This window comes from Chromatiaceae bacterium, assembly GCA_016714645.1.
GTDB lineage: Bacteria > Pseudomonadota > Gammaproteobacteria > Chromatiales > Chromatiaceae > M0108.
In genome coordinates, this window is record JADKCI010000001.1 from 759096 (window position 1) to 774378 (window position 15283).

Annotated in this window: 16 protein-coding genes and 1 tRNA gene; 16 read left to right on the top strand and 1 reads right to left on the bottom strand. The window is 61.0% G+C overall.

Annotated elements, in window-relative coordinates; translation table 11 throughout:
* Positions 1-32: 32 nt before the first annotated feature.
* From dsrB to IPN92_03525, 14 genes are all read left to right on the top strand, one after another.
* Positions 33-1109 carry a dissimilatory-type sulfite reductase subunit beta gene (dsrB, locus tag IPN92_03460; protein MBK8637371.1) on the top strand — a complete coding sequence of 359 codons (1077 nt, stop codon included), beginning with the start codon at positions 33-35 and terminating at the stop codon, positions 1107-1109.
* A 55-nt stretch (positions 1110-1164) separates the two neighbouring features.
* Positions 1165-1557: a sulfurtransferase complex subunit TusD gene (gene tusD / locus IPN92_03465; protein ID MBK8637372.1), complete on the top strand. Its 393-nt coding sequence runs from the start codon at positions 1165-1167 to the stop codon at positions 1555-1557.
* 14 nt (positions 1558-1571) lie between these two features.
* Entirely contained in the window at positions 1572-1982 is a 411-nt protein-coding gene (gene tusC, locus IPN92_03470) for a sulfurtransferase complex subunit TusC (GenBank protein MBK8637373.1), read from the top strand.
* 11 nt (positions 1983-1993) lie between these two features.
* Positions 1994-2302 (top strand): sulfurtransferase complex subunit TusB, encoded by a 309-nt coding sequence (gene dsrH, locus IPN92_03475; protein ID MBK8637374.1) that lies wholly within the window; start codon positions 1994-1996, stop codon positions 2300-2302.
* Between the two features lie 35 nt (positions 2303-2337).
* Positions 2338-2670: a TusE/DsrC/DsvC family sulfur relay protein gene (locus IPN92_03480; GenBank protein MBK8637375.1), complete on the top strand. Its 333-nt coding sequence runs from the start codon at positions 2338-2340 to the stop codon at positions 2668-2670.
* A gap of 197 nt (positions 2671-2867) precedes the next feature.
* Positions 2868-3596 (top strand): respiratory nitrate reductase subunit gamma, encoded by a 729-nt coding sequence (locus IPN92_03485; GenBank protein MBK8637376.1) that lies wholly within the window; start codon positions 2868-2870, stop codon positions 3594-3596.
* Between the two features lie 84 nt (positions 3597-3680).
* Entirely contained in the window at positions 3681-5225 is a 1545-nt protein-coding gene (locus IPN92_03490; protein ID MBK8637377.1) for a (Fe-S)-binding protein, read from the top strand.
* A gap of 87 nt (positions 5226-5312) precedes the next feature.
* A complete protein-coding gene (locus IPN92_03495; GenBank protein ID MBK8637378.1) occupies positions 5313-7274 on the top strand; it encodes an NAD(P)-binding protein in 1962 nt (653 codons plus the stop codon).
* 17 nt (positions 7275-7291) lie between these two features.
* Positions 7292-7702 (top strand): sulfur reduction protein DsrJ, encoded by a 411-nt coding sequence (locus IPN92_03500; GenBank protein MBK8637379.1) that lies wholly within the window; start codon positions 7292-7294, stop codon positions 7700-7702.
* Positions 7703-7793: 91 nt separating this feature from the next.
* A complete protein-coding gene (locus IPN92_03505) occupies positions 7794-8570 on the top strand; it encodes a 4Fe-4S dicluster domain-containing protein (protein ID MBK8637380.1) in 777 nt (258 codons plus the stop codon).
* Positions 8571-8589: 19 nt separating this feature from the next.
* A complete protein-coding gene (nrfD, locus tag IPN92_03510) occupies positions 8590-9816 on the top strand; it encodes a polysulfide reductase NrfD (GenBank protein MBK8637381.1) in 1227 nt (408 codons plus the stop codon).
* A gap of 96 nt (positions 9817-9912) precedes the next feature.
* Positions 9913-11292 carry a cobyrinate a,c-diamide synthase gene (locus tag IPN92_03515; GenBank protein MBK8637382.1) on the top strand — a complete coding sequence of 460 codons (1380 nt, stop codon included), beginning with the start codon at positions 9913-9915 and terminating at the stop codon, positions 11290-11292.
* 99 nt (positions 11293-11391) lie between these two features.
* Positions 11392-11706, top strand: a complete 315-nt coding sequence (locus IPN92_03520; protein MBK8637383.1) for an iron-sulfur cluster assembly accessory protein — start codon at positions 11392-11394, stop codon at positions 11704-11706.
* A gap of 45 nt (positions 11707-11751) precedes the next feature.
* Entirely contained in the window at positions 11752-12882 is a 1131-nt protein-coding gene (locus tag IPN92_03525) for a sulfur reduction protein DsrS (protein ID MBK8637384.1), read from the top strand.
* Between the two features lie 234 nt (positions 12883-13116).
* On the opposite strand, the gene IPN92_03530 is transcribed toward IPN92_03525, so the two are convergent.
* Positions 13117-13191, bottom strand: a tRNA-Glu gene (locus IPN92_03530).
* A 174-nt stretch (positions 13192-13365) separates the two neighbouring features.
* On the opposite strand from IPN92_03530, the gene pcnB reads away from it, so the two are divergent.
* Positions 13366-14709: a polynucleotide adenylyltransferase PcnB gene (gene pcnB / locus IPN92_03535; GenBank protein MBK8637385.1), complete on the top strand. Its 1344-nt coding sequence runs from the start codon at positions 13366-13368 to the stop codon at positions 14707-14709.
* Complete coding sequence (folK, locus tag IPN92_03540) at positions 14699-15253, top strand: 2-amino-4-hydroxy-6-hydroxymethyldihydropteridine diphosphokinase (GenBank protein MBK8637386.1); 555 nt, start codon at positions 14699-14701, stop codon at positions 15251-15253. The genes pcnB and folK overlap by 11 nt, the downstream gene beginning before the upstream one ends.
* Positions 15254-15283: the final 30 nt, after the last annotated feature.

The following is a 15283-nucleotide window of genomic DNA, read 5'->3' on the forward strand; positions in this document are numbered from 1 at the left end:
CAAGACCTAACAGCATTCTTGGAGGAAAGGCGATGGCAGCAGCCGACATGCGTGAGCCGATCGAAACCGGATGTCCCGATCCCTGGCAGTATATGCACCCCGTGCAGCGCAAGAATTTTGGTATGTGGAAGTACCATGAGCACCCGAAGCCTGGCGTCCTGCGTCATGTGGCTTACAGTGGGGACGAGATATGGACCGTAAAGGTTGGTACTCAGCGTATCCTGGACCTTTTCTCCCTGCGTAAGCTCTGTGATATTGGCGAGCAGTTTGGGGACGGCTTCGTCCACTTTACCCTGCGCTCCAATCTGGAGTACATGGTGGCCGATGCCGCCAAGGTCGACCCCCTGATCAAGGCCGTCGAGGAGGCGGGCTTTATCGTGGGCGGCACCCAGAACTCGGTGGCCATGATCTCCCACACCCAGGGCTGGCTGCATTGCGACATCCCGGGCACCGATGCCTCCGGCGTTGTTAAGTCCATGATGGACGAACTCATAGATGAGTTCAAAAACGCCAATATGCCGAACCGGGTGCATATCACCACCTCCTGCTGCCAGATCAACTGCGGTGGGCAGGGCGATATCGCCATCAATATCCAGCACACCAAGCCACCCAAGATCAACCACGACCTGGTGGCCAATGTCTGCGAGCGCCCCTCCGTGGTTGCCCGGTGCCCCGTGGCCGCCATCCGTCCGGCCATCGTCAACGGCAAGCCCTCTCTGGAAGTGGACGAGCGCAAGTGCATCTGCTGCGGCGCCTGCTTCCCGCCCTGTCCGCCCATGCAGATCAATGATGCCGAGCACTCCAAGCTGGCGATCTGGGTCGGTGGCAACCACTCCAATGCACGTGGTAAGCCCACCTTCCAGAAGCTGGTGGCCGCTGGTATCCCCAATAACCCGCCGCGTTGGCCCGAGGCGACCGCCATCGTCAAGCGCATCCTCAAGGCCTACAAGGAAGGCGCCCAGGATTGGGAGCGCGTCAACGAATGGATTGAGCGCATCGGCTGGCCGCGATTCTTCGAAGAGGTCGAGCTGCCCTTCACCAAGTATCACATCGATACCTGGCGTGGCGCGCGGGCCAGCTTCAACGCCTCCAACTACATCCGCTTCTAGGGCGAAGGCCCTCTAGCCTTAAGGGGCTGGAGGGCCGAATCAGATCGAGGTCGCAATGAAGTTTGCAATTCAGATCAATGAAGGACCCTATCAACACCAGGCGTCCGACTCTGCCTACTTCTTTACCAAGAACGTCCTGGAGAAGGGGCATGAAGTCTTTCGGGTCTTTTTCTATCACGATGGGGTCAACAACGCGACGCGTCTGACGACTCCGCCCCAGGATGATCGCCACGTGGTCAATCGTTGGGCGGACCTGGCCGAAAAGTACGACCTGGATATGGTTGTCTGCGTGGCCGCGGCCCAGCGACGCGGTATCGTGGACGATGGCGAGGCCCAGCGTAATCGAAAGGACGCCACCAACATTCATCCCAGGTTCCGTATCTCCGGGCTCGGGCAATTGGTCGAGGCGGCTATTCAGTCGGATCGTCTCGTCGTCTTTGGTGACTAATAGGGGTAAGCGTCATGTCCGAAGTCGTGAAGAAATTCATGTACCTCAACCGCAGGGCCCCCTATGGCACCATCTATGCCTGGGAGTCCCTGGAAGTTGTTCTGATCGGGGCGGCCTTCGATCAGGAAGTTAATCTCATGTTCGTCGATGACGGCGTCTTTCAACTGGTCAAGGGCCAGGACACCGCGGGCATTGGCATGAAGAATTTCTCGCCCACCTACCGCACGCTGGGCGATTACGAAGTCAAGTACATCTTCGTGGACGCGGATTCCCTCGCGGCCCGTGGCCTGACCCAGGACGATCTGGTATCGATCGCCTATGAGGACATGGAGACGGAGGAGGAAATCGAAAACATCGTCGAGGTGGTGGACTCCGCCCGTGTGACCGAGCTCATGGATGAATCCGACGTGGTCTTCAGCTTCTAAGGAGGGTTTCCATGAGTATCCTGCACACTGTCAACAAGTCCCCCTTCGAGCGCAACTCTTTGGAGTCCTGCCTCAAGTTTGCCTCCCAAGGGGCATCTGTTCTCCTCATGGAGGATGGTGTTTATGCCGCCTTGGCGGGTTCGAGCGCCGAGGCACAACTAAAGGTTGGGCTCGGCAAGGTGTCGGTCTACGTTCTTGGCCCGGACATCAAGGCCCGCGGTTTCCGCGAGGATCGTCTGATCGATGGCATCAAAGTCGTGGACTATGCCGGTTTCGTGGATCTGGCCGTGGAAAACGACAAAGTCCAGGCCTGGTTGTAACCCCTGTTTTGTAACCAATCGAGGAGATTTTCATCATGCCAATCGTGGTCGACGGCAAGACTTTTGAAACCGACGAAGAAGGTTATCTGGCCAATATCAACGACTGGGTTCCCGGCGTTGCGGGTGTCATGGCCAAGGAGGATGACCTGGAACTGACCGATGAGCACTGGGACATCATCAACTTCCTGCGCGAGTACTACGAGGAGTATCAAATCGCTCCCGCCGTGCGGGTTCTGACCAAGGCCGTTGGCAAGAAATTGGGCAAGGACAAGGGCACCAGTAAGTACCTCTATGGCCTGTTCCCTTATGGACCGTCCAAACAGGCTTGCCGCTACGCCGGCCTGCCGAAGCCGACCGGCTGCGTCTGATCCCCTGCCGGGCTAACCGGTCCGCGGGGTGACTTATGTAAACCGCGGACCACGGGGTTGTACGGGGAACCAGAACCAGGAACCCATGAATGCGACTCCGTAATGCCTGGGTAGGCTTAGGCGGTGACGAGAGATAACCAGACCGGGGCAAACGCCATCCCCGTGTCTCCGACGGATTCACCGAAGGTAGCGGTAGCATGTCATTCCTGACACTTGTATATGCCTCGCTGTTCTACTTTGCCACCCTGGTGCTCCTGGCTGGCCTAGCGAACAAGATCTTGCAGTACGCGCGCACCCCCGCGCCTCTTAAGATCCCAACGACGCCGGCGCCCGTTACCCAAAGCGGCGTAATCTTTCGACTTGCCCGTGAGGTTGTCCTTTTCGAGAGCCTATTCAAGGGCAATAAGTGGACCTGGATTTTCGGCTGGATTTTTCACTTTGGCCTCCTCCTGGTTACCTTGCGCCATCTTCGCTATTTTATGGATCCGGTTTGGCTGCCGATTCAGCTAATTCAGCCCTTCGGTATCTACGGGGGGATGGCGATGGTTGTGGGGCTCGCCGGTCTCTGGTCGCGGCGCTTTCTGGTGGATCGCGTTCGCTATATCACGGGACCCTCGGACCACCTTATTCTCGCCCTCTTGATCGGCATAGGCCTGACGGGACTGGGCATGAGCTTTGTCATCCATGTCGATGTCATCTCGGTCAAGCAGTTCTTCCTGGGGCTTATGCGGTTCCACATCCAGCCCCTGCCTGCGGACCCCTTGCTGCTGTTGCACATGCTGCTGGTTGTCATCCTGATGATCGTCTTTCCTTTCAGCAAGCTACTTCACGCACCCGGGCTCTTTTTCAGCCCGTCGCGCAACCAGGTGGATAACCCGCGGGAGCAGAGGCATCTGGCGCCTTGGGCCAAGCGGTTCGAACAATAAGTTTGGCTGGCAGTTCGGATCGGGCAAGGCCCACCGTCCTGGCCGAAGGCAAGACAAGACACGATACGCGGATGAGGTCGAATCATGGCTAAGGTTAAACTGGAGGTTCCCGAACTCCAGCCCTATCTCGAAATCCCCGCCGTCACGCCAGGGGTTATGGCCCATTCGCGGCCCTTCGTGGCCAAGCCGGAGCATCAAGAACCCTTGGGCTTCCCGGGGGTTCTGGTGGACGACTGGCAGGAGAAGGCCATCGATAAGATGGGCGATCTGCTGGGCCGATATCGCTCCCTACGGGTTTATCTGGACGCCTGCGTGAAGTGTGGCTCCTGCACCGACAAGTGCCACTATTACATCGGTACCGGTGATCCCAAGAATATGCCGGTCGCCCGTCAGGATTTGCTGCGCAAGGTCTATCGGCGCTATTTCACCCTGGCCGGCAAGTACTTTCCCAAGCTGGTAGGTGCCGAGGACCTGACCCAGGAGGTGCTGGATGACTGGTACAGCTATTTCCACCAGTGCTCCCAGTGCCGTCGCTGCTCGGTCTTCTGCCCCTACGGGATCGACACCGCCGAAATCTCCATGGCCGCGCGGGAAATCATGGATCACATCGGCGTTGGGCAGAAATACTGCAACGAGATCATCGCCAAGGTTTACAAGATAGGCAACAACCTGGGCCTCCCAGGCCCTGCCCTCCGTGACACCCTCGAAGGACTGGAGGAGGATGTCTTTGATGACACCGGGGTCAAGGTTCGTTATCCCATCGATGTGGTCGGTGCCGACATCCTGCTGGTGACGCCCTCGGCCGATTTTTTTGCCGAGCCTCATGTTGATGGACTGATCGGGTACGGCAAGGTCTTTCATGAGGCCGGCGTCTCCTGGACTCTGAGCACCATCGCCTCGGAGGCGGCCAATTTTGGCATGTTCATCGGCTCCTACGAGAACATGCGCCGGATTTCGCAGCGTATCCGCGAGGCGGCCATCGCCCTCAAGGTCAAGCGTATCGTCTTCGGTGAATGTGGCCATGCCTGGCGCGTCGCCTATAGCTTCCTCAATACGCTGGCGGGCCCCTGGGACTTCCTGGACCCGAATTATCCAGTGCCTCAGCACATTTGCGAGTTTACGAATGACTTGATCCAGCGGGGTAAGCTGAATCTGGATAAGTCGCAAAATGACGACATGGTGTTGACCTTTCACGACTCCTGTAACGTGGCGCGAGCCAGCCGCATGGGTCCGGACCCGGGGGGGCAGTTCGATATACCCCGCGCCGTCATCAAGGCCGTGTGCAACAACTTCCATGACATGGACGAAGACACCATCCGTGAACGCACCTTCTGTTGCGGGGGCGGTGGCGGACTCTTAACCGATGACCTCATGGAGTTGCGGGTCAAGGGCGCACTGCCGCGCATGACGGCCCTCAACAACGTTATTCAAGAGAAGGGCGTCACCCACATGGCCGCCATCTGCGCCATCTGCAAGAGTCAGTTCACCAAGGTCCTGCCTTACTACGGCATGGAGATGGAGCAGATTGTCAGCGTCCACCAACTGGTTTCCAACGCCATCATTCTGACCCCGGGGGAGGATGATGACCTTGACGAGGATGACGATGAGTCCGAGGACGACGAGGACTGATCGGCGACTAATATTGCGCCGGAGCGACCCCTGCCGCCCCGGTAATCGGATCAAAACACGGGTTCCCACTGGTAAGGAGAACAATACATGGCGACTTCCAGCGACGAGATGAAGACCAAGGTTTCCTGGCGACGGTATCAAGATGGCCAGCAGGAATGGGGCAATCTGACCCAGAAAATTTTTGTGCAGGACACCACGCACAAGTGTCCAACCTATGTGCATAAGACGCCACCTTGTCAGGGTTCCTGCCCCTCGGGCGAAGATATCCGTGGGTGGTTGGCCATCGTACGCCAGCAGGAAAAGCCGCCGGTTGGGGTGGAATGGCAGGAGTACGCCTTCCGTCGTTCCACCGATGCAAACCCCTTTCCGTCCATGATGGGTCGTGTCTGTCCCGCGCCCTGCCAGGATGGTTGCAACCGTAATGAACTGGAAGACTTCGTCGGTATTAACGCCGTCGAGCAATATATTGGTGATACCGCTATCGCCAAGGGTTACGGTTTCGTCGCCGGTCCCGACACCGGCCGCAAGGTTGCCATCATTGGGGGTGGTCCGGCGGGCCTGGCGGCGGCCTATCAATTGCGCCGCAAGGGCCATGGCTGCACTATTTTCGAGTCCAACCAGGGCTTGGGTGGCATGTTCAAGTTCGGTATTCCCGGGTATCGCGTCCCTCGCGACAAGCTCGATGCCGAGATCCAGCGCATCCTGGACATGGGCCAGGTCGAGGTGAAATTTGGCGTTCGGGTTGGCCAGGATGTCAGCATCGAGCAACTGGAAAAGGACTACGACGCCATTCTCTGGGCCATCGGTTGCCAAAGTGGTCGCGGTCTACCCGTCGAAGGCTGGGCTGGCACTCCCAACTGCGTCTCCGGCGTCGCCTTCCTTAAGGCCTTCAATGAGGGCCGCATGAAGGTCACCGCCGACAAGGTGGTGTGCGTGGGCGGTGGCGATACCTCCGTAGACGTGGTCTCCGTGGCCCGCCGCATTGGACACATCCAGAACGCCAAGCCTTCCGATCTTCCCGAGACCGTCATTCACGATGGCTATGTGGCTCATGACGCCGCCGTCACTGCGGCGGCCCAGGGCGCGGAGGTCACCCTGACCTCCCTCTTCACGCGGGACAAGATGACCGCGGCCGAACATGAAGTCCATGATGCCCTGACCGAGGGCGTTACCGTCCTGGATGGCGTTATGCCCTTGGCGCTCATCAAGAATGCGGAAGGCCGGGCCATCGGCCTCAAGGTTTGTGACTGCAAGATGGAGGGTATGCGGCCCATCCCCGTCGAGGGCACCGAACGCATTCTCGAGGCTGATCTGATCGTCTCCGCCATCGGCCAGGGCGGTGATCTTACCGGTATTGAGGTCATGGATAATGGCCGGGGCCTCATCAATGCCGACAAGTTCCATCAGGTTCCCAACCGGCCCGGGCACTTTGTCGCTGGCGACATCATCCGGCCGCATTTGTTGACGACCGCCATCGGTCAGGCCTCGGTGGCCGCCGACTCTATCGATGAGTATCTCCGGCAGGAAGAGTTCAGCCGCCGGCCCAAGGTTGACGTTCATCATTTCGATCTGCTGCGGAAAATGGAAGAGGCGCATCTGGCACCCGAGAGGTTTGAACCCAGCGAGCGCGGCGATATGCGCGGCACCTCGGATGGTAATTGGGCCATCCATAATTACGAGGACCGCTCCGCCGCCGAGGTCATCCCCCACAACGAGCTCTTCCTCGGCCACTTTGGCTACCACGCCCGCAACCTGCGCAAGGAAGAGGTGCCCACGGCCGAAGAGGTTCTGGGCCACTTCAAGGAGCGCGTCATCGGCCTGTCGGAGACCGAGGCCATTGATGAGGCCAAGCGCTGCATGAGTTGCGGCATGTGCTTCGAGTGCGACAACTGCGTCATCTTCTGCCCCCAGGACGCCGTCTATCGGGTCAAGAAGGGCGAGAACACCACCGGGCGCTACGTGGCCACCGACTACATGCGGTGCATTGGGTGTCATATCTGCGCCGATGTTTGTCCCACGGGCTACATCAAGATGGGGCTTGGCGAATAATCACTCGGGAGAGGACGATGGCGAAAGCCCTTCTCAGAGGCAGCTTGATCTCCCTAGGCCTGGCCGGGGCCTTGCTGGCCCTGGCCGTTCAGGCCGCCGGAAACAACTTCGTGGTGACGGGTTCCCAGGCCGCGAATGAGAAAAGCTGCGTGGAGCCGACGGATTTCATGCGCCGGAATCACATGGAGGTGATCAAACATCAGCGGGATGAGACGGTGCATGGCGGGATCCGTTCAACGAAACACAGTCTGGCGGGCTGTATTGCCTGCCATGGCGCCAAGGGCCCGACTGGCGACCTGCTGCCCGTCAATGACGAAAGGCAGTTTTGTGGTGCCTGTCACGACTTCGCGGCGGTACGGCTAAACTGTTTCGATTGCCACGCCACGGTACCGACCGAGCAGAAGGGGGCTATCCAAATTGGGTGGTGACCGTCCGTCGGGCTCTGGCGCACCGGCATCCGGCACTCAGGTACCGCCTGGTCATATCCAGCCGGTCCTGCGCTGAGAATGGGGAGTCACGATGAATAATTCCAGCGAAGAGATCGACCAGGGTCGCCGAGGTTTTCTTGGCGCGGCGGCGGGCGTCGCATCCATGACCCTGGCCCCTGGCGTTCTGCTCCATACGATCGCGAGCGCAGATCCGCGCTCCGAACGGGTCACGGATGCCGTGCGCTATGGCATGCTGATTGATACCACCCGGTGTGCCGAGGGCTGTACCGCCTGCGTTACCGCCTGCAACCAGGAAAACGGTCTTGACCTTCAGCAAATGCCGGCGAGCATGGACCCCGAAAAGTGGGATCGTCAGGAGGCGCGCTGGATTCGCAAGATCAAGCTTGAGGACAACCTCACGGGTCGGGTTACCAACCTGCCCATGATGTGCCAGCATTGTGAGCACCCGCCCTGCGTGGATGTCTGTCCCACGGGGGCCTCCTTCAAGCGTTCGGATGGCATCGTCCTGGTGGACCGGCACCTCTGTATTGGCTGCCGCTATTGCATGATGGCCTGCCCCTACAAGGCGCGGTCCTTCATCCATGCGGAGGTCGAGGAGAAGCTGACCCTTGCGCCGCGTGGCAAGGGTTGCGTGGAGAGTTGTAATCTCTGTGTCCATCGCCGCGACAATGGCGAGACCTCGACGGCTTGCGCCGATGCCTGCGCCGCTCAGGGCCACCATGCCATCATCTTTGGTGACCTCAAAAATCCGGAAAGCACGTTGAGCAAGGCCCTGGCCGCCATGCCCAGTCGTCAGATCCGCGAGAACCTCGCCCTGAACACGGGCGTCCGCTATTCGGGCGTGTGACGCCGGGGGAGATCCAGACATGAAAAGAATCGTTTATCGCGAATGGCGGCTGTCACCGCAGCGCTATTGGGCCCTGCTCGCCGGTCTCGCCGCTATCGCTGGCATTGGCGGCCTGGCCTTCTGGTACATGGAGCACCAGGGCCACTGGGTGACCGGCATGAACAATGAAGTGGTCTGGGGTATGCCCCATATCTTTGCCGTCTTCCTCATCGTTGCCGCCTCTGGTGCCCTGAACATCGCCAGTATCGGCACCGTCTTCGGGAAATCGACCTATCAGCCTCTGGGCCGCTTCTCTGCCCTGTTGGCGGTGGCGCTGCTAATCGGGGGGCTTATGGTGCTGGTCCTCGATTTGGGTCGCCCCGACCGCCTGATCGTGGCCATGACAAGCTATAACTTTCGCTCCATCTTTGCCTGGAACGTCATTCTTTATTCGGGTTTTGTGGCCATCGTCGTCGCCTATCTGGTGACCATGGTGGATCGCGGATTTCGGGGTTACTACAAAGCCGCCGGCACTTTTGCCTTCGTCTGGCGTCTCTTGCTGACCACGGGCACGGGATCCATCTTCGGTTTCATCGTTGCTCGCCAGGCCTTCGACACCGCCGTGCTGGCACCCATGTTCATTGTGATGTCCTTCCTCTATGGCCTGGCGATTTTCATGCTGGTGCTCATGTTTGCCTTCTCCCAGGACCAGCGCCCTCTCGGCCCCTTTATTATCAAACGTCTCAAGGGCCTCATGGGTATCTTCATCTCCGCCGTCCTGCTCTTTATCCTCATCTATTTCCTGACCAAACTATACGGGGCCCAGAATTACGATCTGGTGTCCTTCTATCTGGTCAGCGGCGGCCGCTACACCCTGGCCTTCTGGTTTGGTTGGGTGATCCTGGGTCTGCTGGCGCCCTTTGGCATACTCTTTCATCCCGCGCTGGGCCAGGATAGGCGCTGGATCGCGGGGGCTTGCGGCCTGGTGGTGCTCGGGGGGCTGGCGAGCATGTATGTCATTATCATTGGTGGCCAGGCCTTCCCCATGGCCCTTTTCCCGGGCAAGACCCTGCTGGAGTCTGGATTTCATGATGGCGTGGGTGGCCAGATCGCGGCCTATGCCCCCAGCATGCCGGAGTTTCTCCTCGGTCTCGGCGGGGTGGCGGTTGCACTGATCATCACCGCAGTTGGCGTGCGGGCGCTGCAATTCCTGCCCGAATCCCTGGCGGACAAGGACGTGGATCCCCACGCCGCCGTGAAGGCCTGATCCGGACCTGCCAGGGGTTCCGGATGGTCGAGAACGGGGATGATGCCCGAGGTGTCATCCCCGTTTACATTTCCAGAGTTTCTGCGTCCCTTCACCATGTCCCGCCTCTTTATATCCGCTACCCATAAATCTTCCGGGAAGACGACCCTGTCCATCGGCTTGTGCCGAAACTTTTCCCAGCAAGGACAAAGGGTACGGCCCTTCAAAAAGGGTCCCGACTATATCGATCCCCTTTGGCTTGGCCAGGCGGCGGGCCGTGATTGCCTGAATCTGGACTACAACACCATGGGGCTGTCGGAGATCCGCGAGACCTTCGCGCGGGCCATGGGGGATGCGGACCTGGGCCTGATCGAGGGGAATGTGGGCCTCTTCGATGCCACGGATCTGGAGGGTAGCAACAGCAACGCGGAACTGGCCAAGTTGCTAGAGGCGCCAGTAATCCTGCTGGTGGATGTCCAAGGTATGTCGCGGGGTCTGGCACCCCTGCTCCTGGGCTACCAGGCCTTTGATCCCAGCTTGTGTATCGCCGGGATCATCCTCAATAAGGTCGGCGGCAAGCGCCACGAAGGCAATCTGCGCAGGGTCATTGAGCATTACACGGATCTGCCCCTGCTGGGTGCCATCCATCGCGAATTCCAGCCCCTCATCGACGAGCGCCACCTGGGCCTGATGCCCAGTAACGAGAGCCGGGAGGCCGAGGCCCAGATCGAGGGTATCCGCCGCATGATCGCGGACCAGGTGGACCTGGATGCCCTGCTGCGGATCAGCGCCTCGGCCCCACCCCTGGCGCCTTTTCCCCCCATCCCTGGTTTTGTGCCCCGGGGCCGAGACCTGCGGATCGGCATCGCCCGGGACGAGGCCTTCGGATTTTATTACCCCGATGACCTTGAGGCCCTGCGGGCGGCGGGGGCTGAGTTGATCCCCTTTAGTCCCGTCCACGACCTGGGTTTGCCAGAGGTAGATGGACTCCTCATCGGCGGCGGCTTTCCCGAGTACCGCATGCGGGAACTGGCCGCCAATAGGGCCATGCGCGAGGCGGTACGAGCCTTCATTGAGGGTGGTGGCCCGGCTTACGCCGAGTGCGGTGGCCTCATGTATCTCTGCCGGGGGCTGCGCTGGCGGGATGAAATCGCCCCCATGTGCGGCGTCCTCCAGGCCGACGTGGCCATGCATGACCGGCCTCAAGGCCGAGGCTACATCCTTCTGCGCGAACGAGATGCCTTCCCCTGGCCCAGGCTCCCCGATCATGCGCCCGAGATCCATGCCCATGAATTCCATCATTCCGCCATCGTCGATCCGGATCCAGCCTGGGTTTACGGTTACGAGGTCCTGCGGGGCAGTGGCGTGGATGGGTGCCATGACGGCATCATCTATAAAAATCTTCTGGCTAGCTATGCCCACCTGCGCCATGTCGGTGGCGTGGGATGGCCGGCGCGCTTCATCGCCCAGGTCCGTCGGTGTCGCCGCCCAGGCTGAATACCCGGCCTGGCAGGATCGCTGATAAAATGTCCCTTAAGGAATGCGCGGGACGACCGTGCTTTGAACCGCTCACAACACAGACATGAGGACAGGGGTATGTTCAGACTGACCGCATCCGCCGTGGGGCAGGTCCATGAGGCCGCCCGTCAGGGGGGCGCCGAGGGCCTGGCCCTGCGCCTGGCGGCCCATCAAAAACCCGATGGCGGTATTGACTACCGCATGGGGTTCGACGAGGGCACCGAGGACGATATTCAATTCGACTGCGAGGGGGTCCCAGTGGTTATGGCCCCGGAGAACATCCCCCTGCTCGACCAGGCGACCCTGGATTACATCGAGATGGAACCCGGGCAGTTCCACTTCATCTTCCTCAACCCCAAGGACAGTGGCTACTGCCCGCCCACTGCGGACTGAAGCCGTCGGGCGCCTTCACGCCCTCCAATTTCTCCCCCTGCCATGATCGAACTCTCCGGTGAGGACAGTCTGAGGCTCAACGTCTTGCTGGCCAACCAACCCCAGGCGATCCGCATTGACGAGTCGCGATTGCGGGTCCATGGCCTGTCGGAACGGGGTGAGGCCTGTATCACCCTTAACCCGACGGCCCGGCCCGAGGTCTATGTGCGTGCCGTGCGGGAACTCATCTCGGGCCATATTCTCGGTTCCCCAGGTGGCTATCCCACCTATCTGCGGCGCTGGACCCGGATGGGCCAGATGCGGGACGAGAGCCTCGCCCAACTGCTGCTCCTGGGTGAGCCCGAGGCCGTGGTGGCCGCCGTTTGTTCCCCAGGTCTGACGGATGAACTGGGGCGTCGGGCCTGGTGGGCCATGGAGGACGCCGAGAATGCGCGGCGGATGTTAGGGTATCCCGCTATCGTCCAGGGCCAGATGGGCCCCATTCTGGCTGAATATCTGGTGGAGTTTCTGCCCTTCGAGACCGAAATGGAAAAAATGGCGGAATCCGTGCGGCTGGTGCTGCAGCCAGGGCTACTTGCCGAGCAGCGGTGCCTGGAAATCTGGCATAAGGCCGCGCGCAAACCGGCCTATGCCCTCGGTTTCCTTCAGGCCAGGCCCGACGGCCTCCCGGACCTAGTGCCCGCGCGCGCCGACTTTGTGGCGCTTGCCCCTCGACTCAAGTCCCTGCTCAGCGACGCCAATCCCTGGGCCCAGGCCCTGTTAAGAGTCCTTTCCGCCCCCGGCCAGACCTGGTTGAAAACCCTCGCCCAGGTCCTCGCCAAGCCCCCTACCCAGGACCTGACCTTGACCACGCTTGAAACGGCGGCCGCCTATTTCGCCCCCCTGCGCCCCGAGGGCGCGCCGGACCTGACTTTAGCGGCGCTGATCGCCGAGGCCGAGGCCTGTGTCGATCCCGACCAGGCCCCCGCTCCCCTCCACGCCTGTCTCGTCGCGGCTCCCAGTTTGCGGTACGACCTGGCGGCAATGAGGTTGCTCTCGGGTCTCGGTTATGGCGTGCTGCGCCCTTTCCTCCGCGACACCACCGCCACGGGCAGCCTCATGCGCCATAAGCTTGGCCCCGTGCTGGGACCTATTTTGCAGCGCCTGGAAGGATTACGGGGTAAGGTCAGGCCTTGATCGGGTCGCCAGGGTGAAGGCCTGGAGATGGGCCTCGGCGTCGGCCTTTCCTGTACTGATGACGGAGACGCGAACCCATGGGTTGCCGGTACCCATAGGGTGATCTCCCAGCCCGGGGTCTCACGATCCTCATGGATGTGCCCCTGGCGACGGGCCGGGTGTAGGTAAGATTGTCGGGGTGACGAACACAAAAAAGGGTCCGGTCGACACGTTCGACCGGACCCTTTGGTTGATTGGTACTCCCAAGGGGATTTGAACCCCTGTTACCGGCGTGAGAGGCCAGCGTCCTAACCACTAGACGATAGGAGCGAGAAGAAATAGCGAAGAAAGCGTATTATACGCGTGAGCCAGAGCTTCTCAAGCCGCCTGGTGAAAATTCTCCTCCCTTGCCATGCAAGATGGCCAAGGGCTTTCTTCTTTAGTGAATACCCAGGCTAGCGGGTGCCAGTCCCAGGACGAGGCCCCGCCAGGAAAGACGCCAGCTTGTACCCAGACTCCGATTCCTGTCGTATCGTACCGCGCGACCAGCACGGCATCTCCCGCGCCAATATCAGTGAGAACGCCCTCAAGGTGCTTTATCGCCTCAAACAGGAGGGCTATCAGGCCCTGCTGGTGGGGGGTGGGGTACGCGATCTGCTGCTCGGCCGCGAGCCCAAGGACTTTGACGTGGCCACCGATGCCAGGCCCGAGGATGTCCGCCGGGTTTTCCGCAACTGCCGTCTAATTGGGCGACGTTTCCGTCTCGCCCATGTCCATTTCGGTCCCGAGATCATCGAGGTAGCGACATTCCGGGGTGGCGGCGGCGAGCTGGAGGACGATGGCGAACGCCACCTCGAAAACGGCATGATTGTGCGCGACAACCTCTATGGCACCCGGGAGGAGGACGCCCTGAGGCGCGATTTCACCGTCAACGCCCTCTATTACAACATCGCCGACTTTACCGTCATCGACTACGCGGGTGGCCTCGAGGATCTGCAGGCCGGCCGGCTGCGTCTCATTGGCGATGACCCGGAGCGGCGCTATCGGGAAGACCCGGTGCGCATGCTGAGGGCCGTGCGCTTTGCCGCCAAGCTCGGGTTCAACATCGACCCCGACTGCGAGCGCCCCCTGAGGGAATGGAGCAGTCTCTTGGGCGGGGTGCCGGCGGCGCGCCTGTTCGAGGAGGTCCTCAAGCTTCTGCATTCCGGCGTCGGCCTGGAAGGCTTCGAGAAACTGCGGCACTATGATCTTTTCGGGCAACTCTTTCCGGCGACGGAAGAGTGCCTGGCCCATGAGGATCACGCCTTCCCCATCACCTTTGTCAGTCGCGGTCTGGAGAATACCGATCGCCGCATTCAGGAGGATAAGCCGGTGACACCGGCCTTCCTGTTCGCCCTGCTCCTGTGGGAGCCGGTGCGGCGTCGTTTTTTCACCCTGGTGGACCTGGGCGCCGATCCCCACGAGGCTATGGTCCAGGCCGGGGGCGAAGTACTCGCGGCCCAGCTTTCGCGGGTGAGCATCCCCAAGCGGTTTAGCCTGCCCATGCGCGAGGTTTGGGAGTTGCAGCCGCGTTTCGAGCAACTGGAAGGTAAGCAGCCCCATCGCCTGGCGGCTCATCCCCGTTTTCGCGCGGCTTACGACTTCCTGGTGTTGCGGGCCGAATGTGGCGAGGCGGACCAGGAGTTGGCGGACTGGTGGACGCGCTTCCAGGAGGCCTCGGGGCTGGACCGGGATGGGATGACGGGGCCAGTTCGGAAGAAGCGCCGCCGTCGCCGTCCCCGTGCCGGGGGCGAAGGCGCCGCCGAGACGCGGGGCACTCCCCCCCATGGGGGTGGGGATGGGGGCTGAACAGACTGCCCATCTTGCCTATGTCGCTATTGGCGCCAATCTGGCGGGGCCCGAGGGACAGGTGCGGCGGGCCCTGGTCGAGTTGGGCCGGTTGACCGGCAGTCGGATGCTGAGGGCCTCCCCGCTTTATTTGACCAAGCCCCTGGGCCCTGCGAATCAGCCTGATTATGTCAACGCGGTCGTCAGCCTGGAGACGCAGCTCTCGCCCCGGAACTTGCTCCTCGCCTTGCAGGCCATCGAGAATGCCCATGGTCGGGTACGCGAGCAAGGGCATTGGGGGCCGCGCCCCCTGGACCTGGATATTCTCTTGTACGGGGAGGACCGCGTCGACGAACCCGACCTGCATGTGCCGCATCCGGAGATGTCACGACGCGCCTTTGTCCTCGTCCCCCTCGCGGACATAGCCCCCGGGGACCTCGCTATCCCGGGCCAGGGCCGCCTGGCCGCGCTCCTGGCGGCCTGCCCCCGGGATGGCATCCGATTACTGGCCTTGGCCCGCCCTTGTGAGGGCGGGATTTCGCTGGCAGAATCACCACCAGCTTGAGCCGGGCGCGGGAACTGGCCTGCCTTCATT

Coding starts and splice junctions, on each gene's coding strand:
- IPN92_03500 (MBK8637379.1), top strand. CDS start 7,292: ATGGCGAAAGCCCTTCTCAGAGGCAGCTTGATCTCCCTAGGCCTGGCC.
- IPN92_03480 (MBK8637375.1), top strand. CDS start 2,338: ATGCCAATCGTGGTCGACGGCAAGACTTTTGAAACCGACGAAGAAGGT.
- IPN92_03520 (MBK8637383.1), top strand. CDS start 11,392: ATGTTCAGACTGACCGCATCCGCCGTGGGGCAGGTCCATGAGGCCGCC.
- IPN92_03515 (MBK8637382.1), top strand. CDS start 9,913: ATGTCCCGCCTCTTTATATCCGCTACCCATAAATCTTCCGGGAAGACG.
- IPN92_03495 (MBK8637378.1), top strand. CDS start 5,313: ATGGCGACTTCCAGCGACGAGATGAAGACCAAGGTTTCCTGGCGACGG.
- IPN92_03505 (MBK8637380.1), top strand. CDS start 7,794: ATGAATAATTCCAGCGAAGAGATCGACCAGGGTCGCCGAGGTTTTCTT.
- dsrB (MBK8637371.1), top strand. CDS start 33: ATGGCAGCAGCCGACATGCGTGAGCCGATCGAAACCGGATGTCCCGAT.
- dsrH (MBK8637374.1), top strand. CDS start 1,994: ATGAGTATCCTGCACACTGTCAACAAGTCCCCCTTCGAGCGCAACTCT.
- IPN92_03485 (MBK8637376.1), top strand. CDS start 2,868: ATGTCATTCCTGACACTTGTATATGCCTCGCTGTTCTACTTTGCCACC.
- nrfD (MBK8637381.1), top strand. CDS start 8,590: ATGAAAAGAATCGTTTATCGCGAATGGCGGCTGTCACCGCAGCGCTAT.
- tusD (MBK8637372.1), top strand. CDS start 1,165: ATGAAGTTTGCAATTCAGATCAATGAAGGACCCTATCAACACCAGGCG.
- tusC (MBK8637373.1), top strand. CDS start 1,572: ATGTCCGAAGTCGTGAAGAAATTCATGTACCTCAACCGCAGGGCCCCC.
- IPN92_03490 (MBK8637377.1), top strand. CDS start 3,681: ATGGCTAAGGTTAAACTGGAGGTTCCCGAACTCCAGCCCTATCTCGAA.
- folK (MBK8637386.1), top strand. CDS start 14,699: ATGGGGGCTGAACAGACTGCCCATCTTGCCTATGTCGCTATTGGCGCC.